Source organism: Paenarthrobacter sp. MSM-2-10-13 (assembly GCF_011605365.1).
In the GTDB taxonomy this organism is placed as follows: domain Bacteria; phylum Actinomycetota; class Actinomycetes; order Actinomycetales; family Micrococcaceae; genus Arthrobacter.
Map to the genome: position 1 here is coordinate 110,573 of NZ_JAAOXO010000007.1, position 23,457 is coordinate 134,029.

General features: G+C 63.4%; 25 protein-coding genes. 8 read left to right on the top strand and 17 right to left on the bottom strand.

Annotated elements, in window-relative coordinates; translation table 11 throughout:
- Window positions 1–13 precede the first annotated feature (13 nt).
- From pabB to HAV21_RS14530, 3 genes are all read right to left on the bottom strand, one after another.
- Complete coding sequence (pabB, locus tag HAV21_RS14520; protein ID WP_166842203.1) at window positions 14–2,053, bottom strand: aminodeoxychorismate synthase component I; 2,040 nt, start codon at window positions 2,051–2,053, stop codon at window positions 14–16.
- Entirely contained in the window at window positions 2,050–2,610 is a 561-nt protein-coding gene (locus HAV21_RS14525) for a low molecular weight protein-tyrosine-phosphatase (protein ID WP_166842204.1), read from the bottom strand. Before HAV21_RS14525 ends, pabB begins: the two co-directional genes overlap by 4 nt.
- 110 nt (window positions 2,611–2,720) lie before the next feature.
- On the bottom strand, window positions 2,721–3,326 hold the full coding sequence (locus HAV21_RS14530) for a TetR/AcrR family transcriptional regulator (protein WP_166842205.1): 606 nt from the start codon (window positions 3,324–3,326) through the stop codon (window positions 2,721–2,723).
- Window positions 3,327–3,426: 100 nt separating this feature from the next.
- Here HAV21_RS14530 and HAV21_RS14535 point away from each other — a divergent pair, with 100 nt between their 5' ends.
- The gene (locus tag HAV21_RS14535) at window positions 3,427–3,747 is read left to right on the top strand and encodes a hypothetical protein (RefSeq protein ID WP_166842206.1); all 321 of its coding nucleotides are present in this window, start codon (window positions 3,427–3,429) and stop codon (window positions 3,745–3,747) included.
- 79 nt (window positions 3,748–3,826) lie between these two features.
- On the opposite strand, the gene HAV21_RS14540 is transcribed toward HAV21_RS14535, so the two are convergent.
- From HAV21_RS14540 to HAV21_RS14550, 3 genes are read right to left on the bottom strand one after another with little or no spacing between them, the layout of a single operon-like run.
- Window positions 3,827–4,783 carry a ribokinase gene (locus HAV21_RS14540; protein WP_166842207.1) on the bottom strand — a complete coding sequence of 319 codons (957 nt, stop codon included), beginning with the start codon at window positions 4,781–4,783 and terminating at the stop codon, window positions 3,827–3,829.
- Complete coding sequence (locus HAV21_RS14545; protein WP_166842208.1) at window positions 4,780–6,225, bottom strand: MFS transporter; 1,446 nt, start codon at window positions 6,223–6,225, stop codon at window positions 4,780–4,782. Before HAV21_RS14545 ends, HAV21_RS14540 begins: the two co-directional genes overlap by 4 nt.
- Window positions 6,225–7,238: a nucleoside hydrolase gene (locus tag HAV21_RS14550; RefSeq protein ID WP_166842282.1), complete on the bottom strand. Its 1,014-nt coding sequence runs from the start codon at window positions 7,236–7,238 to the stop codon at window positions 6,225–6,227. Before HAV21_RS14550 ends, HAV21_RS14545 begins: the two co-directional genes overlap by 1 nt.
- Before the next feature lie 199 nt (window positions 7,239–7,437).
- On the opposite strand from HAV21_RS14550, the gene HAV21_RS14555 reads away from it, so the two are divergent.
- Window positions 7,438–8,481: a LacI family DNA-binding transcriptional regulator gene (locus HAV21_RS14555; RefSeq protein WP_166842209.1), complete on the top strand. Its 1,044-nt coding sequence runs from the start codon at window positions 7,438–7,440 to the stop codon at window positions 8,479–8,481.
- Here the strand turns inward: HAV21_RS14555 and HAV21_RS14560 are convergent.
- The gene (locus HAV21_RS14560; RefSeq protein WP_166842210.1) at window positions 8,465–8,830 is read right to left on the bottom strand and encodes a hypothetical protein; all 366 of its coding nucleotides are present in this window, start codon (window positions 8,828–8,830) and stop codon (window positions 8,465–8,467) included. The two genes, HAV21_RS14555 and HAV21_RS14560, sit on opposite strands and share 17 nt — an antisense overlap.
- A 42-nt stretch (window positions 8,831–8,872) precedes the next feature.
- A complete protein-coding gene (locus tag HAV21_RS14565; protein WP_142937784.1) occupies window positions 8,873–9,496 on the bottom strand; it encodes a LysE family transporter in 624 nt (207 codons plus the stop codon).
- Between the two features lie 187 nt (window positions 9,497–9,683).
- Between HAV21_RS14565 and HAV21_RS14570 the strand changes: the two genes are divergently transcribed.
- Window positions 9,684–10,739: a DNA polymerase IV gene (locus HAV21_RS14570; protein WP_166842283.1), complete on the top strand. Its 1,056-nt coding sequence runs from the start codon at window positions 9,684–9,686 to the stop codon at window positions 10,737–10,739.
- Between the two features lie 37 nt (window positions 10,740–10,776).
- Here the strand turns inward: HAV21_RS14570 and HAV21_RS14575 are convergent, their stop codons facing one another.
- The 5 genes from HAV21_RS14575 to HAV21_RS14595 all read right to left on the bottom strand — a co-directional run bounded on the left by HAV21_RS14575 (window position 10,777) and on the right by HAV21_RS14595 (window position 14,859).
- Entirely contained in the window at window positions 10,777–11,760 is a 984-nt protein-coding gene (locus HAV21_RS14575; RefSeq protein ID WP_166842211.1) for an aldo/keto reductase, read from the bottom strand.
- A gap of 18 nt (window positions 11,761–11,778) precedes the next feature.
- A complete protein-coding gene (locus tag HAV21_RS14580; protein ID WP_208096924.1) occupies window positions 11,779–13,002 on the bottom strand; it encodes a DUF6596 domain-containing protein in 1,224 nt (407 codons plus the stop codon).
- Window positions 13,003–13,362 carry a YciI family protein gene (locus HAV21_RS14585; protein WP_062068338.1) on the bottom strand — a complete coding sequence of 120 codons (360 nt, stop codon included), beginning with the start codon at window positions 13,360–13,362 and terminating at the stop codon, window positions 13,003–13,005.
- Window positions 13,363–13,462: 100 nt separating this feature from the next.
- The gene (locus HAV21_RS14590) at window positions 13,463–14,278 is read right to left on the bottom strand and encodes a methyltransferase domain-containing protein (protein WP_166842212.1); all 816 of its coding nucleotides are present in this window, start codon (window positions 14,276–14,278) and stop codon (window positions 13,463–13,465) included.
- A gap of 68 nt (window positions 14,279–14,346) precedes the next feature.
- Complete coding sequence (locus tag HAV21_RS14595) at window positions 14,347–14,859, bottom strand: helix-turn-helix domain-containing protein (RefSeq protein ID WP_166842213.1); 513 nt, start codon at window positions 14,857–14,859, stop codon at window positions 14,347–14,349.
- Between the two features lie 166 nt (window positions 14,860–15,025).
- Here HAV21_RS14595 and HAV21_RS14600 point away from each other — a divergent pair, with 166 nt between their 5' ends.
- Complete coding sequence (locus HAV21_RS14600; protein ID WP_166842214.1) at window positions 15,026–17,200, top strand: MMPL family transporter; 2,175 nt, start codon at window positions 15,026–15,028, stop codon at window positions 17,198–17,200.
- A 3-nt stretch (window positions 17,201–17,203) separates the two neighbouring features.
- On the opposite strand, the gene HAV21_RS14605 is transcribed toward HAV21_RS14600, so the two are convergent.
- The 3 genes from HAV21_RS14605 to HAV21_RS14615 form a co-directional block, all read right to left on the bottom strand.
- Complete coding sequence (locus HAV21_RS14605) at window positions 17,204–17,692, bottom strand: GNAT family N-acetyltransferase (RefSeq protein WP_208096887.1); 489 nt, start codon at window positions 17,690–17,692, stop codon at window positions 17,204–17,206.
- Window positions 17,693–17,709: 17 nt separating this feature from the next.
- The gene (locus HAV21_RS14610; RefSeq protein WP_166842216.1) at window positions 17,710–18,060 is read right to left on the bottom strand and encodes a metalloregulator ArsR/SmtB family transcription factor; all 351 of its coding nucleotides are present in this window, start codon (window positions 18,058–18,060) and stop codon (window positions 17,710–17,712) included.
- Window positions 18,061–18,134: 74 nt separating this feature from the next.
- Complete coding sequence (locus HAV21_RS14615) at window positions 18,135–18,872, bottom strand: MIP/aquaporin family protein (RefSeq protein ID WP_166842217.1); 738 nt, start codon at window positions 18,870–18,872, stop codon at window positions 18,135–18,137.
- Window positions 18,873–18,917: 45 nt separating this feature from the next.
- Here HAV21_RS14615 and HAV21_RS14620 point away from each other — a divergent pair, with 45 nt between their 5' ends.
- The 4 genes from HAV21_RS14620 to HAV21_RS14635 all read left to right on the top strand — a co-directional run bounded on the left by HAV21_RS14620 (window position 18,918) and on the right by HAV21_RS14635 (window position 22,582).
- Complete coding sequence (locus tag HAV21_RS14620; protein ID WP_166842218.1) at window positions 18,918–19,610, top strand: helix-turn-helix domain-containing protein; 693 nt, start codon at window positions 18,918–18,920, stop codon at window positions 19,608–19,610.
- A gap of 135 nt (window positions 19,611–19,745) precedes the next feature.
- A complete protein-coding gene (locus tag HAV21_RS14625; protein WP_142937795.1) occupies window positions 19,746–20,168 on the top strand; it encodes an arsenate reductase ArsC in 423 nt (140 codons plus the stop codon).
- A gap of 24 nt (window positions 20,169–20,192) precedes the next feature.
- On the top strand, window positions 20,193–21,170 hold the full coding sequence (trxB, locus tag HAV21_RS14630) for a thioredoxin-disulfide reductase (protein WP_166842219.1): 978 nt from the start codon (window positions 20,193–20,195) through the stop codon (window positions 21,168–21,170).
- A gap of 29 nt (window positions 21,171–21,199) precedes the next feature.
- A complete protein-coding gene (locus tag HAV21_RS14635; protein ID WP_166842220.1) occupies window positions 21,200–22,582 on the top strand; it encodes an NAD(P)-binding domain-containing protein in 1,383 nt (460 codons plus the stop codon).
- Here HAV21_RS14635 and HAV21_RS14640 read toward each other — a convergent pair.
- Window positions 22,579–23,436, bottom strand: a complete 858-nt coding sequence (locus HAV21_RS14640; protein WP_166842221.1) for a prephenate dehydratase — start codon at window positions 23,434–23,436, stop codon at window positions 22,579–22,581. The two genes, HAV21_RS14635 and HAV21_RS14640, sit on opposite strands and share 4 nt — an antisense overlap.
- Window positions 23,437–23,457 lie beyond the last annotated feature (21 nt).

A 23,457-nucleotide genomic window follows, 5' to 3' on the forward strand; every position in this document is an offset into this window, starting at 1 on the left:
GCTGTACAAAAACTCAGGCCGGGAAGTCAGCACCCAGCGTGGACAGCACACCGTATGCCTTGGTCCGGATTTCCTCGTACTCGTCATCAGCCACGGAATCCGCAGTAATGGCCCCACCCACGCCGAGGGACAGGGTTCGCCCGCCAGTGCCATCAGGATTGACCACCAGAGTGCGGATCACCACGGCGAGGTCCGTTGCGGCGTTCAGTGAGAAGTAGCCGATTGCGCCGGAGTAGATCCCCCTGGGCCCGGATTCGAGCTGGTCAAGGATGTCCATGGTGCTGATCTTCGGGGCACCTGTCATGGACCCTGCGGGAAAGGCTGCAGCCAGGGCTTCCGCCCGCGGAGCACCCGGCCGAAGGTGCGCATCTATGGTGCTCACCATTTGGTGGACGGTGGCGTAGCTTTCTATGGCGCACAGCCGGCTGACCGTCACGGAACCCGGGATGGCGAAGTGGCTGAGGTCGTTGCGCAGCAGGTCCACAATCATGATGTTCTCCGCGCGGTCCTTCAGTGACGTCTCGAGGTCGTGCCGCAATGCAGCATCCTCGGAAGCGTCAGTAGACCGGCCGCGGGTGCCTTTGATCGGCTCGGCGCGCATGCCGCCGTCGGACATAATGCGCAGGAACCGCTCAGGTGACGTACTTGCCACCACCAATTCGCCGAACCGAAGGTAACTGGCGAACGGTGCCGGGTTCCGGCGTCGTAGTGCCAGGTAGCTCGCCCACGGGTCCAGGCCGGCGGCAGGGGCTTCCAGCGTGGTGGTAAGGCAGATCTCGTAGGAGTTACCTTCGCTGATTTGGTGCTGCGAGTCCGCGATTTTGCGCTTGTAGTCGGTGGCGGAGTCGCGGCTGACGAACTCAAGGCCGGCAGGCTCCGGATTGAAAGAGACCGCGAGGCCGGCGGCGGGGGAGACTAAAGCCTCGACGGCGGTGCGGGCTTCGCGGAACCATTCCTCGGCGTCGGGCGCTTCCAAGGCGAGCAGCCAGACAGCCTGTTCGCGATGATCCACCACCACAGCGCGGCCGGCGAAGAGCAGGGCTGCGTCGGGGGTGTCGGAGGGGATGTGGTTCCCGCCGGTTTCGCGCTTGAGTTCGTAGCCGAGGTATCCGAGCCAGCCGAGTGTGAACTGGCCGTCGTAACCTCGGGGCGCGCGGACGGCCCGGCGACCCCAGACGGAATCGAGCCAGCGGAAGAACGGCCCGGAGGTTCTGACGGAGGCGGAACCGGCGGTCACTTGGGTAGTTCCGGAGCGGTGTAGCACCGACTGTCCGAACGTGCCGCCGTCGTCAGCCAGGATGCTGAAACGGCTGCGCGCGGCGGCTTGGGAACGGCCGGCGACGGCGGTGGCGTTGGAAGAATCCAACCACACCGCGTTGGTGGACTCGCCGTAGAGGGAAGCGAAGAGCAGCTCAGCGTCGGGCGTTGCGTCCAGGCGCTCGGATCGCAGCTGAAGTCCCCGTCGCGCACTGAGTTCCGGCGACAAAATCGAAGCAACCGAAGGCAGGTACATCAGGGTTCGGAGGACATCGTCCGGAGCGCTGCCGTCGGCAAGGTTCTGCACCCGAATGTCAGCGGCACTGATCACCTGGTCGCTTGAAAGCCACTCATCCTCCTGGGCGGCCCAGCTGTCCCAGTACGGTTCGTAGGTACTTCCGTCACGAGTCAAAGCCCGACGCCGGCGCTCGTCGCCGGAGGCTTCCACCCACACCACGGCGTCCAGCATGGGACGGGCGGCGTCCGCCGCCGCGCCTACCCCTTCAACGATCACGATCTCGGCTGGCAGCGTAACGTTCAGGCCGCCGTCGTAGTGTTTGTCCCAATCCCAGCTGGTCCACTCTGCCGCCATGCCTTCGCTGAGCGGCTTCAGGACCGTGCCCACGTAGCGCTCAATGCCGGGCATGAGGCCGTTCCAGCCGGGGTAGATGTCTTCCAGGTGGAACAGCGAAACCTTGTGGTGTTGCCGCAATCGGGCCGCCAGCTCAACGGCCAGCGTGGTCTTTCCTGCGCCGGACCTGCCGTCAACTGCGATGATCACGGGTGCAGGGGTCATGTCATAGAGGTTACCTGCTGGGGCTCGGGGGCTTTCGCGTCTTGAGACGCTGCGATGGCTGCTTTGACGTGCTGCACTATCCCTGGGATGGCGGCGTTGATGAGCGTCCACGTGTTGTCGAAGTCCGTGTGGCCGCCGTACCAAGGGTCTTCGATGCCGAGGTCAAGGGAGCTGCGGCCTGCCATGTGGGGATCGAAGCTGCGGAGCATCCGGACTTTTCCGAGGGAGGCGTGATCCGGGGCCCCTTCCTGAAGCCAGCCGAAATGGTCAACATCCAGTGCCAGGATCAGGTCCCGTTCGGCGTACCATTCACGCCGCCACTCGCGGGCAACGTGGTCCTCGGACGCGAGGTGCTGGGCCGTTAGAACCCGTGCGGCGCGGGGGTCGATGGGGTGTCCAACTTCGTAGCCCGTAGTGCCCGCGGAGTCCACCGCCACGAGTTCGCCGAGCCCTTCCGCGCCGAAGGCTTCGGTGAGCATGAGCGCTGCCATGGGCGAGCGGCAGATGTTTCCAGTGCAGACCGTGATGATGCGGTATGGGCTCGTCGTTGAGTACATTCAGCAAGCATGGTTCATGGCGCCCCCTCTTGGCTAGGGGCAACTTCACAACTAAGTCACTTTTCGTGTCAAAGTTGTCACGATGGGCCGTGCGGGCAAGCCGGTTGCGCTTAGGTGCGGGCCGGTTCCTGCGCCTCGGCGGCAAGCGCTGCAGCCGCCAAGTAGACGGTACGTACGACGGCGGCGCGTCGCCTTTGTGCGCGGCCGGGGTCGTTGCCGGCCATCAGTCCATCGAGTGCCGGGAGTACCGGGGCGGCGTCGCACAGGCTCACGATGGTGATGAGGAGATCCCCTGCATCTTCCCTGGAGACGCCGGGGAGGGCGGCGATGGTGCTGTTGACCTTGGATGCGCAGTTGGCCATCCGCTTTGGCAGCCCCACCACTTCCGTGCCCCGTTCCAGTCCTTCCCAGAACAGGAGGCGTGGGGCCGTGGCATCTTGCTGATGGTGGTCGAAGAGCCTGCCGGCGTAGTCCGCCATGGCTTCGGGTCCGCTGCCTTCGATGGGTACTTCGTCCATGAGGGAGCTGAGGGCGGCGACGATCACGGCGTCGAAGAGCGCGTTCTTATTGCCGAAGTACTGGTAGATCCGCTCCTTGTTGACCCCGGCCTCCGCCGCGATGCGATCAATGCGGGCGCCGGCCAATCCGCGGGTGCAAAACTCACTGGTAGCCGCCTCTAGAAGCAGCGCCTTGGTTCGCTCTGTGTCCCATGCCATAGGAGTCATATTACCAGTTTCCAACTGGATGGTTGTATTTGTTGGAGAGTGGGGTTATTGTAATTCCAAGCCAAAAGCAACCGTTTAGTTGGAGAATGCCATGACGACACAAACAAGCTCCCGCATCGCCGTTGAAACCCCAGCGGCCCCGGCCGCCCCTGCCCGTCCGAAAGCGCCGTCCGTTCACATGCGGGCCCTCATCACCTGGCTGGCCATCTTCCCGCTGGTGTCCATCGGCATGCTGCTCCTGGGTCCCATCATGGAGCCGCTCCACCCGGTCCTCCGGGCGCTGCTGCTCACGGCCCTGGTGGTTCCCGCCGCTGTGTATGTTGTGGTTCCCCGCCTCATGGCCGGCCACGGAGCCCTGTCCCGCAAGGCAGTAGAGCGGGCGGCCCAACGAGCAGCCCGCAAGTCTGCTTAACCCAAGTAGGTCGCACTTAAGCGCGTTTTGACGGCTCAAAACGCGCTCAAATGCGACCCAGTTGGGTGCGAGGCTGGTACTAAGCGCCCCGCAGCTGTTCTACGTCGGTGATGGTTGGGTAGGCGGCCTGCGTTCCCTTCTTGGTGGCAGCCAAGGCCGCAGCCACCGAGGCGAAAGATGCAGCATCTGCGAGGGATTCACCAGCTGCCAAGCGAGCAGCCACAGCACCAGTGAAGGCATCACCGGCACCCGTGGTGTCCACTGCGGAAACGCGCGTAGGGGCGATGCGGGTGATCTGGTCTTCGCCGCTGGAAGCAAGCGAGTCCAGCACCACCGAGCCATGCGCCCCCAGGGTCACCAGCACCCGCTGCAATCCACGGTCGGCGAACTGGCTCCGGACCGGCTCCCAGGCCTCGGCCTCTGCGTCGGCGTCGGGTACATCTGCTTCCGAGCCCAGGAACAACGACGCCTCGTGCGCGTTCACCAGCAGCACATCGCTCAACCCGGCCAAAGCCTCCGGCACCTCCGCGTAAGGCGAGAGGTTTAGCAGAACGGTCGCACCGGCGTCGTGCCCTGCTTGGGCGGCGGCAATCACGGTATCCGTCTCCACCTCCAGGCAGAGGCACACCACGGCTGCATCCTGGAAGGCGTCGGGCGTGACATCCGAAGGCCGTAGGGTGCCATTGGCGCCTGCGGAAATGATGATGCTGTTCTCGCCGCCAGCGTCTACGGAAATGACCGCAACACCAGTAGCGACGTCGGAGCGTCGGACGCGGGACACGTCCACTCCCGAGCTGGCCGTAGAGTCGAGGAGCATGGTGCCGTTGGGGTCGTCTCCCACGGCACCGATCAGGCTGACCTGACCGCCGAGCTTGCTGGCAGCCACGGCCTGGTTGGCGCTCTTGCCGCCGGGATTGACGGCGAAACCGTTGCCGTGGACCGTCTCGCCGGGTTGAGGGAGGCGGTCGCAGTAGATGGTGAGGTCGGCGTTCAGGGAGCCGACGACGACGATTCCCGCCTTGGGTGCGCTGGTCATGCGGTCACCTTTTCGGTTTCGGTCACTTCTGCGTCCACCGGCTTGGGGATCAGGAGTGAGGCTGCGAAGGCTGCCAGGGTGATGGCGAGTCCCACCACAACAACGGTCAGGTAGGACGCCTTGGCATCATTGAGCGAAGCGGTGGCCACGAGGACCGCGGGCAGGACAAGGAAGCTCAGCCCGGCACCGAGGTTGAAGGCGCCGGCGTTCATGCCAGGCAGGAAGCCCGGGTTGCCCTGCGGGGAGAGAACCACGCCCAGTCCGTTGAGCATGATGTTGACGGTACCGGCGTACATGATGCCCAGCAAGGCCGTTCCCACAATCATCATGGGCAGGTTGTTGAGGCCGAAGAACGCGATGATCGCCAGCGCCACCAAGCTGCCAAGCAGGCCGATGCGCAGGACCTTGGTGTAGCCGAGCACGGGTGCCAGTCGGCCGCTGATCGGACCAAAGAGCCAGCCCAGCAGCGCGTATGGAGTCAGGATGATGAGCGACATCTCTGTGGGACCAACGCCGAAGCCCGGATCCGCTGCTTGCACGTAGGCCGGGACGATGCCGTTGATGACCGCGAAGATGCCGGTCATGGTGAGCGTGGTGGTCAGCAGCGGCGCCCACGTGGAGCGCTGGCGCAGGTGCACGGTTTCCACCATGGGCTGCTTGGCCCGCTTTTCAACGGTCCAGAACGCGTAGAACGCGACGGCGGCGATCACGGTGAGGACCACCGCGAGGGTCAGGGTGCCGGAGTCGAAGGCGGAGGCAAGCTTGGCGCCCTCGTTCAAGGCTGTCAGCAAAGCGCCCACGGCAATCACAATGCAGAACACACCCAGCCAGTCCATGGTGGTACCCGCAGCAGGCTTGCTTTCGCCGGCCAGGACAGCAATCAGCACGGTGGCAACGAGGGCCAGGGCGACCATGAGCCAGAAAATGCTGCGGAAGCCGAAGTTCTCAGCGAAGTAGCCACCCACGAAGGAGTCCACGCCGGCCACGCCACCGTTGACCGCGGTGATGAGGCCCATGAGGGTGCCGTACTTGCGGGGGTTGCTGACCGCGGAGCGGAGCATGATCAGGCACAACGGAACCGTGGGGCCGCTGACGCCTTGAATGATGCGGCCCACGAACAGCCAGGTGACGTCCGGGGCCAGTGCGGCAATGACCGAGCCCACTGCCATCAGGAGCATCATGCCCACAAGGATCTTCTTGCGGCCCACGATGTCGCTCAGGCGCGGGAGGAAGAGGGAGAACAGGGCTGCGGCTGTGAAGAACCAGGTCTGGGACAGGCCGATGGTGGCCTGGTCAGTGTTGAGTTCGTTGCCCATGGTCACCAGGGCCGGGCTGAGCATGGAGGCGTTGAGCTGGAAGGCCACGCAGGCTGCCAGCAGGGCGACCATGAGGGCGGTGACGTTGCCGCGGGTGGATGTGGATTCGGTTGCGGGGGAGGACATTACTTTGCCTCTCCAGCCAGAACGGGCTCAGCAGCAGCGGTGGCGTCAGCGCCGCCGTCGAGCGTTGGCTCGCCAATCCTGACAATCGCGTCGGTGACCAAATCCCAGAACTTTTTGTGGTCCAGGTCCACGGCCACGGAAGTGTGGCAGTCCTCCGGTGCCGGGGCGCGGAAATCAGCCACTGTCATGCCAAGCGTGAGCTTGCCCTGGAGTTCGATGTCCACGGGGACCTTGCGGGTGGTCATGACGGAGGGGTCGATCACGTAGGCCACGGCGCAGGGATCGTGGACGGGCGGGAAGTCGAAGCCCTGGGCGTCCTTGTAGGTCTTCTGGAAGAAGTCCATGAGTTCCATGACGAACTTGGCCGGCTTGGTGCCGATTTCGGCTATTTTCCGGACGACTTCATCCGTGGCCAGCGCCTGGTGCGTGAGATCGAGGCCCACCATCACCACGGGCCACTTCTCATTGAAGACGATGTGCGCGGCTTCGGGGTCAATGATGATGTTGAACTCCGCTACGGCGCTCCAGTTGCCCACGTGGTAGCCGCCGCCCATGAGGACAACTTCCTTGACGCGCTCAACGATGCGGGGCTCCTTGCGGGCAGCCATGGCGATGTTGGTGAGGCCCGCTGTGGGGACCAGAGTGACGGTGCCCGGCTCATGTGCCATGACGGTTTCAATGATGAGATCGACGGCGTGGCGGGGGTCCAGCTCGATGGCGGACTCGGGTTGTTCCGGGCCGTCCATGCCGGAGTCGCCATGGATGCTGGGGGCCGTTTCGATGGTGCGCACCAAGGGGCGGTCACAGCCGGCGGCGAAGGGGACTCCCGTGATGCCGGCAATGGTGGCCACGGAGAGGGCATTCCGGGTGACCTTTTCCAAGGTCTGGTTGCCCACCACGGTGGTGACCGCCAGCAGTTCAATGTCCGGGTTGCCGTGCGCCAGCAGCAATGCCACTGCGTCGTCATGGCCAGGGTCGCAGTCAAGAATGATCTTCCTGGGTGCGGGCGTCATGGTGTTGGGGTCCACGTTTTTCTCCACGTCATTGGGGCCTGCCTGGAACTTTCCCGGGCAGGGCAGTATGCATTCAGGGAGATTCTGGCACTACTTAGCTGTTTACGTCAAACGCTTAACGTGACCTTGGAGCCTTCAACGTCAAGCGCTTGATGCCTTCTCGCAGGTCAGGGCTGGTTGGAGCCGCTACGATCGATGCATGGAATCCCTGGAACGGCCCCACGGCCGCGCGCCCCGCTCGCAACGCGTGACGGCCGCGATGGTGGCCGCCCGCGCAGGCGTTTCCACGGCCACCGTGTCCCTGGTGGCGAACGGTAAAACCCAGGGCCGGGTATCCGATGACAACATCTCCCGGGTCCGCTCGGCGATTGCCGAGCTCGGCTACGTGGTGGACAGCATTGGCAGTTCCCTGGCCCGCGGCGTCAGCTCGATCGTCATTCTTGTGACTCCGGACGTGTCCAACCCCTTCTTTGCCAACGTCATCGCGGGGGTACGGGAATCGTTGGGGTCCGAGTATCAGCTGCTTCTCTCCGTGACCGACGCCGGTGAATCACCGCAGGCTGATGACGTCCGCAAGTTGCTGGCTCTCCGCCCTGCTGGACTGCTGGTGGGCGCACCCAGTGCGGAATTCCTGGAAGACCTGTCTGCAGCCCCGCCCCTTGTATTGCTGGATGCCCCGGGGCTCGAGTCCTATGCACCGTCCGTGAACCTTGATGTCGCCCAGGGCGCCCGCGAGCTTGCCCGGCACCTCGCTGCTTCCGGGCACACCCGGGCCGCCTACGTGGACGGCATCACCGGCACTGCCACGTTCCAACTGCGCCGTGAGGCCTTCTTGGCGGAGGCTGCAGCCTGTGGGCTTTTAGTGGCCGACGGGCATGTCATCAGCACCCCGATCGACGTCGGTGCTGCCGCTGCCGCGTTCGCCGAGGCCTGGCCGGAGTGGCAGCGTGAGGGAGTTACCGCCGTCGTTTGCGGTACTGATACGCATGCCTATGGCGTGCTGCAGGAAGCCCGCGTTGAGGGTGTCCGGATTCCTGAGGAGTTGGCCGTGGCGGGCTTCGACGACCTGCCGTACTCAGTCACCAGCAACCCCAGCCTCACCACCGTCCACTTGCCGGCCACACCGCTGGGGCGCAAGGCCGGGGAACAACTGCGGGGACTCATGGAAGGCCTACCACTGGCAGAGCCACATGTGACGCTCGAAAGCTCATTGGTGGTGCGCGGATCTACGTCTCTTGGTTAGGTGACAGCGGGCGAAGCTGGTCCTCCGTGATGGGTAGCGACACCGTGAAGTAAATCTGCGGCGCAGTCATATCGCCCCAGTCTTCCTTTTTCACGCGGACAGCGGAGGGCGTAACCTCGGCGATCCGCACGCGAAGCCAACCGCCGTCGTCGAGCAGTAATTCGTGAGGGTCGGCCAGGTAGCGCAGCCCGAGTTCATCAAGAGTTTCCTCGGCGCTCAACCAGTCCACCGTCTCCGTCCTGGGGCGTCCCAGAAGGTCAATGGCAACGAATCCATCGTCTACCGGCTTCATCCAGCCCACGTGCTCGCCATCGTCAGCTCGTCGGTGTTCGATCCAATCGGATTCCATGGCTTCGACGGTAGCACCGCGTTTTGCTACGACGCGCCGTGGCTAGTGGATAACTGCCAGCAGGATGCCGACCAACACGAACAAGCAGCCAAAGACGCGGTTGAGGACTTTCTGGCCCTTTTGGTCATGGGTGAATCTTTGGAAGGACCGGGCTGCGAGGGCGAAGAAGAACCACATCACCATGATGTCAATGACAATCACCGTGGCAGAGAGCACCACATACTGCTGAAGCAGGGGTTCGTTTGGCCTAATGAACTGGGGCATGAAGGCCAGAAAGAACACAATGGCTTTAGGGTTCAGCAGGTTCACCCAGATGCCGCGTTGGAACATGGACAGGGCGGACTCGTTCTTCTTGTCCTCAACCTCTTCCTTGTCCAGGTCCGGCTTGTGCAGGAACTGCCGGATGCCCAGGTACACCAGGTATGCGGCGCCGGCGTAGCGGATCACATTGAAGATCACCGGCGAGTTGGACACCAGCACGCCAACGCCCAGAGCGACGATCACAATGTGGATGACCAAGGCCACCTGTTGACCAAGGATGCCCCAGATGGAGCGTCGGAAGCCGGAATTGAGCGAGTTGCTCATGGTGAAAATGGCACCGGCGCCGGGAGTGAAACTGATCAGGGTGCCGGCGCCAACCAGGGCCAGCCAGAGTGAAAACTGCACATCTCAGCTTATGCCCGTGAAGTGGGTGGTTTGGACGCGTTGCTTCCTGACCCTGTTTGGCTGCGCTGACCACGGAATGCACCCGGAATGGGTTGATTATGGCGCTCCCAAACCTCAAAGTGGGTCAGGAAGCTACAGCCCAAGCCGCGGCTTAGGGCAAACTGGTGCCGTGAGCGGAATCCCGTGGGTGCTGCACGTCGATCTGGACCAGTTCATTGCCGCTGTAGAGATGCTCCGGCGGCCCGAGCTCGCGGGCAAACCGATCATCGTAGGAGGCCGGGGGGACCCCACGGAGCGGGCTGTGGTGTCCACCGCGTCCTATGAAGCCAGGGCGTTCGGCGTCGGTTCCGGGATGCCCCTCAGGATCGCAGCCCGGAAAGTTCCCGACGCCATCATCCTGCCGGTTGATCAGGAGGCGTACTTGGCGGCCTCGGACGTGGTGATGACCACGCTGCGCGCGCAGCCGGGAGCCACGGTTCAAGTGCTCGGCTGGGACGAGGCTTTTGTGGGCATCCAAACGGAGGATCCGGACGCCTACGCCAAGCAGATCCAGGCCGCCGTCCTGGAGCAAACGCAGCTGCACTGCAGCGTAGGCATCGGCGACACGTTGGTCCGTGCCAAGAACGCCACGGATTTCGGCAAACCGGCAGGCATCTTTCGGCTGACCAAGGAGAACTGGCTGGACGTCATGGGCGACAAGCCCACCAAGGAATTGTGGGGCATTGGAAGCAAAGTGTCCCAACGGCTGGCAAAGCACCACATCACCACGGTGGCTGAGCTCGCCGCGTGCAATCCCCAGGATCTCGTCCCGGAATTCGGTCCGAAGATGGGCCCCTGGTACGCGCAGTTGGGACGCGGTGAGGGTTCCAGCGAAGTGGATGACACTCCGTGGGTGGCCCGGGCACATGGCCGCGAGACCACCTTCCAACAGGACCTCACCGCGCCCGCCCAGATCAGCGACGCCATCAAGGAACTGACCGCCCGCGTCCTGGAAGACGTCGCGGCGGAGGGACGCCCTGTGATCGGGCTGACCCTGAAAGTCCGCTACGCACCGTTCGTCACCAAGACCTACGCCAGGAAGATTCCCGAGACTTTCGACCGCGGGGAAGTCCTTGCGCAGGCCTTGGAGCTCAGCGGAAAAATCGAGCCGGACCGTCCCATCCGGCTCCTCGGATTGCGGGCAGAGATGCCGATGCCTGAAGAAGCCCGAAAGGGACATACGCCGACGCGCGGCGGCTGGTGACGCCGTCGAACGTTAACGCCCGACGGCGGCCCGGCAGCTACCAGCGCGGGTGGATCGCTGCGCGGAAGTAACGGTCGTAGATGTCCTGGACCCCGTCCGTGAGCCCGGCGCCTACAGACTGCAGGCCACCTGCCTCGGCATTTGCCGCTGCCTGCGAAGCGGATCGTGCACCGGGAATGACCGAGGTGACACCGTCCTGCGCGATGACCCAGGCGAGGGCCGCTTGGGCGGTGCTGACGCCGTCGGGCACTAATCCGCTGAACTCCTGCGCGGCCTTGACGCCGGTTGCGAAATCGACGCCTGAGAACGTCTCGCCGACGTCGAAGGAAGACCCGTCGCGGTTGTAATTGCGGTGATCGTTTTCAGGGAACTCGGTGTCCGGCGTGTACTTCCCGGACAGCAAACCGGACGCCAGCGGCACCCTCGCAATAATGCCTACGCCCGCTTCCTTGGCTGCGGGCAGAACCTCATCCAAGGGCTTGAGGCGGAAGGCGTTGAGGATGATCTGCACGGATGCAGTATTCCCGCGCTTGATGGCTTCGAGGGCCTCATCGGTGCGCTCAACGCTGACGCCGTAGTTGCGGATGGCCCCTTCGCTGACGAGGGTGTCCAGTGCGTCGTAGATTTCGTCGCTGCTGTAGACGGACGTGGGAGGGCAGTGCAGTTGAACGAGGTCCAAGGTGTCCTGCTGCAGGTTGCGCCGGGAGCGGTCGGTCCACGCCCGGAAGTTCTCCAAGGTGTAATTTTCGGGGACCTGATCCACGCGGCGGCCCATCTTGGTGGCAACCGTGATGTCCGTGTCCGGGTTGGCGCGGAGGAAGCGGCCGATGAACTGCTCGCTCCTCCCGTCGCCGTAGACGTCTGCGGTGTCGAAGAAATTGACGCCGCCTTCCACCGAGGTTTCAAGGACGGCAAAGGCGTCCTCTTCGGTGACGGAACCCCAATCGGCTCCCAGTTGCCACGTTCCCAGTCCGACGGTGGAGACGGACCGGCCGGTCTTGCCAAGTATGCGTTGTTCCATGGTTCCGACTATATGGGGTTACTGCTGGTCCATCCGCGCGACTTTTTCCATGAGGTACTTTCGTTCGGGCAGGCTTCCGGTCTTCTTGGCCGCCAAGAGGTACGCTGCGCGGGCCTCCACATAGGCGCCGGACATCTCCAGCAGGTGGCCCCGCACGGCGTCCAAACGGTGTGTGCGGCCCAGCGCCGTATCCAGTCCCGCCAGCAGTTCAAGCCTGGCGGCCGGACCATGCACCATGGCCACGGCAACCGCGCGATTCAGCGTGACCACGGGGCTGGGTGCCACCGCTTCAAGCACTGTGTACAGCGCCAGAATTTGAGGCCAGTCGGTCTGATCGCTGGAGGCGGCCTCTGCATGAACGGCAGCGATGGCCGCTTGGAGCTGATAGGGCCCCGCGGCACCGCGACCCAGCACGGCGGACAGCAGAGTGATGCCTTCCTCGATCTGGTCCCGGTTCCAGAGGCGCCGGTCCTGCTCCGCCAACGGCACAGGCGTTCCGTCCGCCAACGCACGGGCTGAGCGTCGGGAATCGGTGAGCAGCATCAGTGCCAGCAGGCCAGTCGCCTCCAGCTCTCGCGGCGCAATGGCAACGAGCAGGCGCGTCACCCGGATGGCTTCAGTGGTGAGTTCCTCACGCTGCAGCGACGGACCCGAGCTGGCCGCGTAGCCTTCGTTGAAGATCAGGTACAGCACGTGAAGTACGACGCCGAGCCTTGCCTTGCGCTCGGAAGGCGGCGGCATGGTGAACGTGGCTCCTGCCTTCTGGATCCCCTGTTTCGCACGGCTGATGCGCTGACCCATGGTCGCTTCGGGGACCAGGAAAGCTGAGGCGATTTCCGCCGTCGTGAGTCCTCCAACTGCCCGGAGCGTTAGGGCGAGTTGCGATGGTGCGGTCAACGCGGGGTGGCAGCAGAGGAACATCAGGGTGAGGGTGTCGTCGGCTTCCGAAACTGAGCTGTAGTGGAAGTCGGCGTCCATGGCCGCAACACGTTCCTCGCGGGCGCGGCGGGCGCTTTCGCTTCGCCAGTTATCAACCAGCCGGCGTGACGCGACAGCCATCAGCCATGCCTTCGGGTTGTCCGGGAGTCCGGAAGGCCACTGCAGTGAGGCCTCAAGGAGTGCCTCCTGGACGGCATCCTCGCAGGCATCGAACTGGCCGTGTGTCCGTGCCAGCACGCCGAGGACCTGCGGCGCCAGAGTGCGCAGCAGGTCCTCGATTCGTGCGTCCGGCGGGGAGCCCAGTTAGACCTCCGGCGGCGCTTCCTGAACTGCGCGGAGTTCGACTACCTGCGCGTACTTCACAATGCTGGAACAGATCTCCACCGCGCGTTCTTCGCTGGCAACATCGACCACCCAATACCCAACAAGCGACTCCTTGGATTCGGCATAGGGTCCGTCGGTGGTGATGACGCCGTCGGGGGTCTGCTTGACGAGCTTCGCGGTGCTGCCATCGGCGAGGCCCGCGTTGAACACCATCTCACCGGATTCGGTCAGGTCCTTGTCGATCTGGATCATGAATCCGATCATTTCCTGAATCCATGCAGGGTCAGCGGTCTCCATCATGCCCTCGGCAGAACCGAACATCATGATCATGTATTTCATCTCAAACTCCTTGTGAGGGGCGCCCTTTGTAGGTGCTTTCACTCATGGGTCGGAACTGCGGCGGGCTTTTCTACATGGTTCGGCAAACTTTCTCCGGAGATTATGCCCGAGCGATCACCTCGCCGTTGGGAATGAGGAAGAAGCCGTCGTCGGAGGCTCCCCAGCGGTGCCAGCCTGCAGCAATCCGGGCGAGGTCGGCCTCGTTGGCGAAACCGTACTCCAAGGCTTGCTCGGCGAACGCTGAGTGCAGCACCCGTTCGCTCCAGACCCGGGACTGCCACGCGCGTTGTTGGGCGGTGGCGTAGAGCCAGTTGCTGCTGGTGGGCGCTACCTGAGTGAATCCTGCTTGCTGGGCCCACGAAACAAGGCGACGGCCGGCGTCGGGTTCTGCTCCGTTGCGGCGGGCGATCTTCTGGTAGAGCTCCATCCAGTCGTCCAGCTCGGGGACTTCCGGGTACCAGCTCATGCCGTGGAAATCGGCGTCGCGGACCGCAACTATGGCACCGGGTTTCGCCACCCGGCGCATTTCACGGAGGGCGGCGACGGGGTCTGTCAGGTGCTGGAGGACCTGGTGTGCGTGAACGAGGTCGAAGGACTCGTCCTCAAAGTCGAGATCGTAGATGTTGCCGGTCTGGAAGGTCACGTTGTCCACGCCGCGCTCGGTTGCCAGTTCGGTGGCCTGTGCCACGATGTCGGCGGACCGGTCCAAGCCGATCACTTGCCCGGGCGCAACCAGCCCCGCGAAGTCGCAGGTGATGCTGCCGGGTCCGCACCCGACGTCGAGAACTGACGTTCCGGGGGTGAGATGGGGAATCACAAACGCGGCCGAATTCTCGACCGTCCGTGAGGCGTGGGCCCGGACAACCGACTCGTGGTGCCCGTGGGTATAGACATCTTCAGGCTGCTGCGCGTTCATAGGGAAACGCTACCCAACTGGGTCGCATTTTGCGCGTTTTGGACCCTCAAAACGCGCACAAATGCGACTCAGTTGGGTTCGGATTGGGCCGCTTCTTCGCGGGCGGCGAGGGTGGCCTCCACCATGTCAGTCATGAACCGGGTCACCAGCGCCAGCTCCGAAGGGCTGTAAGCGGCCATTGCCTTACCCATGCGTATGGCGAGCGGCATGAACATGGCGCTTCCGTCCTGGTACGCCTTGGGGGTCATCTGCAACTGGACCTGCCGGCGGTCCGTCCCGAGTCGTTCGCGCACCACATGTCCGGAGGCGTGCAGGCGATCAACCAATGCGGTAGTGGCAGGGGAGCTGAGCCGGAGTTCGGCGCGGAGAACACCCGGGGTGACTACCTTGCCCGCTGCGGAGTGGCGCATAATGACGGCCAGCGCGTTGAGGTCCGTGCGGTGCATGTCGTTCCGGCCGCCTGCGGCGTCTACATAGTGGTTGGCCTCGAGGGTGAAGTCCTGGAGGAGCCGCACAAGTTCTTGGGGAGCCGCGTTCTCGGGGCGCCCCTCGCCGGGGCGCGGGTCTGTGGGGTTCGACATGTCCGCCCTCCTGCCAGCGTTGTCATGTGATTACTGCCTTCCGGATATTACTCCCAGCCATAAGGGATTCCGGCATTCATAGTAATGAGGTCTTGGAATAGTTCCATCATAGAGATAATCTATGATGGAATAAAGCCCTCAAGCACTCCCACCAAAAGAAGGACTCATGAACTCGCAGAAGATACCGTTCTGGCTGCGCTGGCTGATACCAGTGGTGCTGGTCATCACCTGGCTGGGCATCGCAGGAATCGGCGGCCCCACGTTCGGCCGACTGGAAGAGGTCTCATCCAACGACCAAGCTTCCTTCCTTCCCGCTGGCGCCGAAGCCACGGAAGCCGCTGACTGGCAGGCCAAATTCCGGGACTCCGAAGAGATCCCGGCAATTGTCATCATCGAGAGTGACGCTTCCTTCACCCCCGCGCAGCTGGGCGAAGCAGCCCAGCTGAAAGCCGACATTGAGGCGCTCAAGCTGGGGAGCGCCGTCGTCGGGCCCATCCCGTCGCAAGACGGCAAGGCAGTTCAGTTCGTTGTCCCCATGGCGTCCTCGGATGAGCTGCGGGAGAAAGTCCAGGAGCTGCGTGACGTCGTGCAGCCCGGCGCGCCGGACGGCATGAAGGCATTTGTCACTGGTCCGGCAGGCCTGACCGCCGACCTCGTCAACGCTTTTGGTGGAATTGATGGCATCCTGCTGCTGGTTGCCCTGGGTGCCGTGTTCGTAATCCTGCTGCTGGTCTACCGCTCGGTGGTGCTGCCAATCGCAGTGCTGCTCACCTCCGTGTTTGCCCTGTGCGCCGCGATCCTTCTGGTGTTTGGAATGGCGAAGGCCGGCTGGATTCAGTTGAACGGCCAGAGCCAAGGCATCCTGTCCATTCTGGTCATTGGCGCCGCGACGGACTACGCGCTGCTGTTCGTGGCGCGGTTCCGGGAGGCGCTCACGCACACCGCCAACCGCACCCAAGCGGTGATCACGGCATGGAAGGCCTCCTTCGAGCCCATCCTCGCTTCCGGGGCCACTGTCATCATTGCGCTGCTCTGCCTGCTGTTCTCCGATCTGAATTCCAACAAGGCGCTGGGACCTGTAGCCGCCGCAGGTATTCTTTGCTCCTTGTTCGCTGCGCTCACGCTGCTGCCCGCGCTCATGGCGTTGCTGGGCCGTTCGGCTTTCTGGCCCTTCCGGCCCAAGCTGCTGCCCGACGACGAACGCGAACCGGAGATTGTCACCGGCCTTGAGGGGCAAAAGGGTCTGTGGCGCGCCACGGGTCGTCTGGTCTCCAAGCGCCCGCGGGTTGTGTGGGTGGCTTCGGTCCTTCTCCTCCTGGTCGCTTCCACAGGCTTGTTGCAGTTGAAGGCCAACGGGGTTCCGCAAACGGATGTCATACTTTCCGCGTCCGACGCCGTGGACGGGCAGGAAGCGCTGGCGCGCCACTTCGACGCCGGTAGCGGCAGCCCCGCCGTCGTGGTCGCCTCACAAGGTTCCGCGCAGCAGGTCCTGGACAAGGTCAAAGCAGCCGACGGCGTGGGTGACGCCTACCTGCTGGCTGACGGAAATGTTCCCATCACCGGTGCCCCCGGCGCTCCTGCTGAGCCGGCAGTTCGCGACGGCAGGGTCCTCATCAATGCCACGTTGAACTCGGCGGCAGACTCGATTGAGGCTGAAGAGGCCGTGAAGTCGTTGCGTGTGGCTGTTCGCGAGGTTGATTCCGCAGCATTGGTGGGCGGCGTGACAGCAACTGCGCTGGATACCAACACCACAGCCCAGCGCGACCTGGTGGTCATCATCCCGATCGTGCTGGTGGTCATCCTCTTCATCCTGATGCTCCTGCTGCGCTCGGTGGTGGCGCCGGTGCTGCTGGTGCTGTCCGTGGTGCTCTCCTACGGCGCCGCTATGGGAGTTTCTGCTTGGGTCTTCAACGGAGTGTTCGGCTTCTCCGGTGCCGACGCCACTGTGCCGTTGTTCGGTTTCGTGTTCCTGGTGGCCCTCGGCGTGGACTACAACATCTTCCTCATGAGTCGGGTCCGGGAAGAATCCTTGAAACATGGGACACGTCCGGGCATCCTGCGCGGACTGGCCGTCACCGGTGGTGTGATCACCTCTGCCGGCGTGGTCCTGGCGGCCACGTTCGCAGCCCTCGGTGTCATTCCCATCATGTTCCTGGTCCAGCTCGCCTTCATCGTGGCATTCGGCGTGCTACTGGACACGGTGCTGGTCCGATCCCTGCTGGTGCCCGCGCTGGCTTACGACATCGGCAGCAAGATCTGGTGGCCGAGCAAGCTTGCGCGTGAGTCTTCCACGGACGTTGTGGGTCCTCGTGAGGAGGAGCAGGCGTCGGTGGGGCGGTAAGCGTCAGTCAATGACGGGCGAGCGGCGCTCTAGCAGCAGGGTGTCGCGCCATTGTCCGGCGGCGGGTCCGGTGCTCACGCGAGCAATACGGTTCCGCCGCCCGACAATGGCAAACCCATTGGCTTGATGGAGTCGAAGGCTGGCCTCGTTCTCCGGGAAAATGCTGGACTGGATGGTCCAGATTCCCTGCGCCTCGGTGGAAGCAGCCAGGGCCTGCAGAAGGAGTTTCCCAACGCCGTGGCCGCGTGCAGCGCCCGCAACGTAGATGGAATGCTCAACGACGCCGGCGTAGGCCGGACGCGAGGAAACCGGTGAGACTGCGGTCCAGCCGAGGATCACGCCCGTCTCATTGACCGCTACCAGCCGGTGGTCCGGAAGCCTGGAGTTGTTGAAGGCAGCCCATTCGGGGGCATTTGTTTCGAAAGTGGCGTAGCCGGTGTCGATTCCTTCCTGGAAGATCTCCCTGACTGCCCGCCAGTCTTTGGGCTCCATAGCCCTCAGCGCTACCGTCACAGCGCGGCCAGGGTTCCGGCTACATTGTCCAATGCGCCCGGGACCATGGAGTAATACGCCCACGTGCCGCGCTTCTCCCGGTGAAGCAAGCCTGCATCCACAAGGATCTTCAGGTGGTGCGACACCGTCGGCTGTCCCAGGCCCAGTGGCTCAGTGAGGTCGCAGACGCAGGATTCTCCTGACGGTTCAGCCTTGACCATGGACAGAAGCCGCAGCCGGTTAGGGTCTGCGAGGGCTTTGAAAACCGTTGCCTTCCGCTTGGCTTCGTCCGCATTCAGGGCAGGGTGGCCCGTTGCTTCGCAGCAGTCTTGCTCCGAGGCGGCTTGCAGTATCGGTAAGGCGGTCATGAACCCATTATGCGCCTACATTGACGGCTATCAATGTCCTTTACTTGGGCATTACCCCCGAGTGTAAGGGTGGGTCATGCGTGCTTGTCCGCTGGGTGCGGTACTACGACGTCCTCTGGTGCGCGCGATTCCGTGGGGAACAGCATCGCCAGAAGTCCCAGTCCTATGGCAGCGCCAACCAACTGCGCCAGAACAAATCCAGGCGCGGAGGCGGGTGCGATCCCTGCGAAGGTGTCGCTGAAGACCCGTCCTACCGTGACTGCGGGGTTCGCGAAGGACGTCGAGGAAGTGAACCAATAAGCCGCCCCAATGTAGGCGCCAACAGCTGGGGCTGCCAAGAAGCCACGTTTGGTTGCGGCGAGGGAGAAAATCAGCAGAATAAGTCCGGCCGTGGCCACGATTTCGCCCAACAGGTGGCCCGGAGTTGTGCGCTCCTTGCTGGAGATTGACGTACCCACGTCAAACATGGCGTTCGCCAGCACGCTGCCGCAGATGGCGCCCGCAGTCTGCGACGCAATGTACGCGCCTAATTCCCCTAGCGACAGCCCGCTGCCGGTTCGCCTGGCCAGAACCCAGTCCACCAGTGACACCGCCGGATTGAAGTGCGCGCCACTGATGGGGCCAAAGGCCAATATGAGGACGGTCAGCCCGAGCACGGTGGCGGTGCTGTTCTGCAGTAACTGCAGGCCGACGTCATGCGGGGAGAGCTGCTGGGCCGCGATGCCGGAGCCGACGACTATGGCTACCAGCAGGCAGGTACCCAGTGCTTCGGCGAAGGCGCGCCGCCAGAGGGCGGTCGGGGAAGAAGTCATGAAGACAGCTTGACTGATGAAAGTAGTTCAGTCAAAATTGAATCAATGAATATTGATCAAAGCTCAAGCCCTCTGGAGAGGGCAGCTCTTCTGGAGAGAGCCGCCAAGTACGCGGCCCTGAGTGACCCTGCGCGGCTCCGCATCGTAGACCTGCTCACCTTGGGGGACCTGTCGCCCACGGAGCTGCAATCGGAATTGGGGATGCCGGCGAATCTGCTGTCGCACCATCTGCGATCCATGGAACTCGCGGGGCTGGCGGTGCGGCATCGTTCCGAGGCTGACAAGCGCCGAAGCTATGTTCGTCTGGCGCCCGGCGCTCTGGAAGGCCTCACTCCCGGCCGCGAGCACGGGGCGCGGCGCGTCTTATTTGTGTGCACCCGCAATAGCGCCCGCTCGCAACTGGCTACCGCTCTGTGGCGAACGGCTAGTGACATCCCAGCGGTTTCGGCGGGAACGCATCCGGCCGAACATGTGGCACCCGGTGCCGTGGATGTTGCCCGCCGCCACGGCTTGGACCTTGGGGGCGTCAAGCCCCGCTTGATCGACCACGTGGCGGGTGCCGAAGATCTGGTGATCACCGTCTGCGATAACGCCCACGAGGAGCTGCCGGGGCTCCAGGGCATTCACTGGTCCATTCCGGATCCGGTGCGACTTGATAGCGAGCAAGCGTTTGAGGACGCGTTCGCCGACATTTCACGCCGAGTCCACGATCTCGCCCCCCGGCTGCGTGCCGCCTAGCTCTGCAGCCCTCAATATATTGACAATCATCAATCTATGGACCGATACTCAATGCATCGATGATTATCGATATGACACATCGCGGCATTGGTGCGGATCGATCCCGACCAGACCCAACTGACACAGGAGAACACCGTGAGCACCGAAACCGCTAAGAAGCCGTCCGTTCTGTTCGTCTGCGTTCACAACGCAGGGCGCTCGCAGATGGCCGCAGCTTTTCTCACCACCCTTTCCAAGGGTGCCATTGAGGTCCGTTCAGCCGGCTCGCAGCCCGCAGACAAGGTGAACCCCGCCGCGGTGGAAGCCATGTCTGAGCTTGGTATCGACATGTCGGCCGAGATCCCCAAAGTCCTCACCACTGAAGCCGTCAAAGAATCAGACGTCGTGATCACCATGGGCTGCGGAGACGAGTGCCCGTACTTCCCCGGCAAGCGCTACGAGGACTGGGTTCTTGAGGACCCCGCCGGGCAAGGTGTGGACGCGGTCCGGCCGATCCGCGACGATATCAAGACCCGCATCGAAGGCCTTATCGCGTCACTGATCCCCGCGGCCAAGTAACCCCGACTACCAGGAGCAACTCCCGTGAGCAACGAACAACTCATCATTATCGGGTCCGGCCCTGCTGGCTACACAGCGGCGATCTACGCGGCCCGAGCCGGCTTGAATCCCCTGGTGCTGGCAGGTTCCGTCACCGCCGGCGGCGCCCTCATGAACACCACCGAAGTGGAAAACTTCCCCGGCTTCCCTGGCGGTATTCAGGGACCCGAACTCATGGATGGACTCCAGGAGCAAGCGGAAAAGTTCGGGGCCCGGATAGTGTTCGACGACGCCACTGAGGTTGATCTCAAGGCTCACCTCAAGCGCGTAGTCACCGGAGCCGGTGAGACCCACGAGGCACCTGCCGTCATTCTCGCTACGGGCTCGGCGTATAAGGAGCTCGGTCTTCCGGAGGAAAAGAAGCTCAGCGGCCACGGAGTATCCTGGTGCGCCACATGCGACGGCTTCTTCTTCCGTGAGCAAGACATCATCGTTGTTGGTGGTGGTGACTCCGCCATGGAGGAAGCGACGTTCCTGACGCGCTTTGGGAAGTCCGTCACGGTAGTGGTCCGGAAGGGTGAGCTGCGGGCATCCCGGATCATGGCGCAGCGTGCCAAGGACAATCCCAAGATCACCTTCGCTTGGAACTCGGCTATCACGGCCATCCATGGAGACACGAAGGTCACGGGAGTGACGCTCAAGGACACGCGTACCGGTGAAACCCGAGAGCAGGCCGCCACAGGAATCTTCGTAGCCATCGGTCATCTGCCGCGAACAGAACTGGTGGAGGGACAAGTGGACCTCGACGCCGAGGGCTACATCAAGGTGGCCTCGCCAACCACCATGACCAACCTCACCGGTGTGTTCGCGTGTGGCGACGCCGTGGATCACCGCTATCGCCAGGCCATCACTGCGGCGGGCACAGGATGCGCTGCCGCCCTCGACGCTGAGCGTTACCTCGCTGCCCTGGACGACGCCGACAGCATTGCAACAGCACTGGTCGAAGAGCCCACCCACTTCTGAGCTTTACCCAACGGAGGTATGAGTTACCCATGGTTGAGAACCTTCCTGTCGCCGTGATCGGCGCCGGCCCCATCGGCTTGGCTGCAGCGGCCCACCTGCTGGAGCGGGGTCTGGAACCGATAATCTTCGAGGCCGGGCCGTCAGCGGGTTCAGCGATTGAGCAGTGGCGGCACATACGGTTGTTCTCCCCGTGGCGATTCAACCTCGACGCAGCGGCAGTTCGGTTGCTGGAGCCCACGGGCTGGGAGTCGCCTCGGCTGACCGCCCTGCCCTACGGCGGCGAACTTGTTGATAAGTACCTCAGTCCGTTGGCAGCACACCCGGCCCTTGCCTCCCGTTTGCAGACCGGCGCACGCGTCACCGCGGTTACCCGCGCCGGCCTCGATAAAACCCACGTGCGCGACCGCGACACCACCCCGTTTATGGTCCGAGTGGAACACGCTGATGGGGAGGTGCGCGACTACACCGTGTCGGCTGTCATCGACGCCTCCGGCACCTGGTCCACCCGCAATCCCCTTGGTACGTCAGGGTTACCTGCTATCGGTGAGGTCCGCGCATCAGACCGGATCTCCTCACCCCTTCCCGATGTTTCCGGACGCGATCGGGCATCGTTCGCTGGCCGACGTGCCTTGGTGGTCGGAGCAGGCCACTCCGCAGCGAACACGCTGATCAACCTCGCGGAACTGGCCAGGACAGAGCCCGAAACACGCATTCTCTGGGCCATCCGCGGTGCATCCCCGGAGAAGGTCTACGGCGGCGGTGATGCCGACGGCCTGCCCGCACGCGGACAGCTCGGCTCCCGGCTTCGCCGTCTGGTGGATGCCGGCACGATCGAACTGCACACAAGCTTCGGCATCAACTCGCTGGTCGATTCGGAGAACGGCGTGACCGTAACCTCCGGTGACGGTCGCAGTGTGGTGACGGACGTCGTCGTGCCTTGTACCGGCTTCCGCCCCGATCTGGACATGCTCCGGGAACTGCGCCTGAACCTGGACCCTGCTGTTGAAGCCCCTACGGAACTGGGCCCGCTGATCGATCCCGAGTTCCACTCCTGCGGCACTGTCCCGCCGCACGGCGCGAAGGTTCTCGCCCACCCGGAGAAAGACTTCTACATCGTGGGCATGAAGTCGTACGGCCGTGCACCCACCTTCCTGTTGGCCACCGGCTACGAGCAGGTCCGTTCCGTGGCTGCCGCGCTGGGCGGGGATCAGGCGGCGGCTGACACGGTGCACCTGGAGCTACCCGAAACCGGTGTCTGCTCATCCGACGCCGGTACCAGCTGCGACGTGCCTGCCGCAGTTCAGTCCTCGGAGGGCGAGCAGTCCGGCGGTTGCTGCTCCGCTCCGGAACCGGTGCTCATTGGCATCCCCACGGGATTGGCTCACGGCCGTTCCGGGGCCAACCTGGACTAGGCGCTGACGGTGTTCCGTTCGCGGTAACCATCGGCGGCGTAAACACCAAGGACCCGAACCTCGGTGGTGAAGAACTCGAGTTCCTCCAGTGCACGGCGGAGACGAGCATCCGCAGGGTGCCCCTCGACATCGGAAAGGAACATGGTGGCGGCGAATTCGTCGCCCACCATGTAGCTTTCCAGCCGCGTCATGTTGAGGCCGTTGGTCGCAAAACCGCCTAGTGCCTTATAAAGGGCCGACGGAACGTTTCGGACTCGGAAAACAAAACTGGTGATCGCTGGACCGGGCAGTTCTTCCTTGGTGGGAAGCTCGCGTTCACGGGCCAGAACAACAAAGCGTGTGGTGTTGGTGGGATCGTCCTCCACACCGGAGGCCAACACCTCAAGCCCGTAGAGGCCAGCGGCGAGCGGCGGAGCGAGGGACAGTTTCCGGGGATCGTTCCAGTCCCGGACTTCGCGGGCTGAGCCTGCGGTGTCACCAGCGATGACGGGCTTGAGGCCGGCTTCCCGGATGATCCTGCGGCACTGCCCCAAGGCGTGAATGTGGCTGTGGACCTCCGTGGCGCCTTCAATGGTGCTGCCCGGGATTCCCAAAAGGTCGAAGCGGATGGGCAAGAAGTACTCGCCGACGATCTGCAGCTTGGACTGGGGGAGAAGGACGTGGATATCGGCCACACGCCCGGCAATGGAGTTTTCGATCGGGATCATGGCCAGATCCACTTCGCCAGTGGACACCAGCTCAAATGCGTCCTCAAAGCTCGCACATGGAACGCTTTGGAGGTCGGGGAACATTTCCTTGCACGCGAGATCCGAGTTGGCTCCGGGCTCACCTTGGTACGCAATTTTCTGGGCCATGATGCTCATGGTTACATGCAG

Excerpts from the sequence above, each read along its gene's own strand:
- HAV21_RS14605 (WP_208096887.1), bottom strand. The coding sequence starts at position 17,692 with ATGGAGCCCAAAGACTGGCGGGCAGTCAGGGAGATCTTCCAGGAAGGA.
- pabB (WP_166842203.1), bottom strand. The coding sequence starts at position 2,053 with ATGACCCCTGCACCCGTGATCATCGCAGTTGACGGCAGGTCCGGCGCA.
- HAV21_RS14575 (WP_166842211.1), bottom strand. The coding sequence starts at position 11,760 with ATGGAACAACGCATACTTGGCAAGACCGGCCGGTCCGTCTCCACCGTC.
- HAV21_RS14590 (WP_166842212.1), bottom strand. The coding sequence starts at position 14,278 with ATGAACGCGCAGCAGCCTGAAGATGTCTATACCCACGGGCACCACGAG.
- HAV21_RS14550 (WP_166842282.1), bottom strand. The coding sequence starts at position 7,238 with ATGACGCCCGCACCCAGGAAGATCATTCTTGACTGCGACCCTGGCCAT.
- HAV21_RS14545 (WP_166842208.1), bottom strand. The coding sequence starts at position 6,225 with ATGTCCTCCCCCGCAACCGAATCCACATCCACCCGCGGCAACGTCACC.
- HAV21_RS14615 (WP_166842217.1), bottom strand. The coding sequence starts at position 18,872 with ATGACTTCTTCCCCGACCGCCCTCTGGCGGCGCGCCTTCGCCGAAGCA.
- HAV21_RS14560 (WP_166842210.1), bottom strand. The coding sequence starts at position 8,830 with ATGGAATCCGATTGGATCGAACACCGACGAGCTGACGATGGCGAGCAC.
- HAV21_RS14600 (WP_166842214.1), top strand. The coding sequence starts at position 15,026 with ATGAACTCGCAGAAGATACCGTTCTGGCTGCGCTGGCTGATACCAGTG.
- HAV21_RS14640 (WP_166842221.1), bottom strand. The coding sequence starts at position 23,436 with ATGGCCCAGAAAATTGCGTACCAAGGTGAGCCCGGAGCCAACTCGGAT.
- HAV21_RS14585 (WP_062068338.1), bottom strand. The coding sequence starts at position 13,362 with ATGAAATACATGATCATGATGTTCGGTTCTGCCGAGGGCATGATGGAG.
- HAV21_RS14610 (WP_166842216.1), bottom strand. The coding sequence starts at position 18,060 with ATGACCGCCTTACCGATACTGCAAGCCGCCTCGGAGCAAGACTGCTGC.
- HAV21_RS14595 (WP_166842213.1), bottom strand. The coding sequence starts at position 14,859 with ATGTCGAACCCCACAGACCCGCGCCCCGGCGAGGGGCGCCCCGAGAAC.
- HAV21_RS14555 (WP_166842209.1), top strand. The coding sequence starts at position 7,438 with ATGGAATCCCTGGAACGGCCCCACGGCCGCGCGCCCCGCTCGCAACGC.
- HAV21_RS14530 (WP_166842205.1), bottom strand. The coding sequence starts at position 3,326 with ATGGCATGGGACACAGAGCGAACCAAGGCGCTGCTTCTAGAGGCGGCT.
- HAV21_RS14525 (WP_166842204.1), bottom strand. The coding sequence starts at position 2,610 with ATGTACTCAACGACGAGCCCATACCGCATCATCACGGTCTGCACTGGA.
- HAV21_RS14635 (WP_166842220.1), top strand. The coding sequence starts at position 21,200 with ATGGTTGAGAACCTTCCTGTCGCCGTGATCGGCGCCGGCCCCATCGGC.
- HAV21_RS14620 (WP_166842218.1), top strand. The coding sequence starts at position 18,918 with ATGAATATTGATCAAAGCTCAAGCCCTCTGGAGAGGGCAGCTCTTCTG.
- HAV21_RS14540 (WP_166842207.1), bottom strand. The coding sequence starts at position 4,783 with ATGACCAGCGCACCCAAGGCGGGAATCGTCGTCGTCGGCTCCCTGAAC.
- HAV21_RS14535 (WP_166842206.1), top strand. The coding sequence starts at position 3,427 with ATGACGACACAAACAAGCTCCCGCATCGCCGTTGAAACCCCAGCGGCC.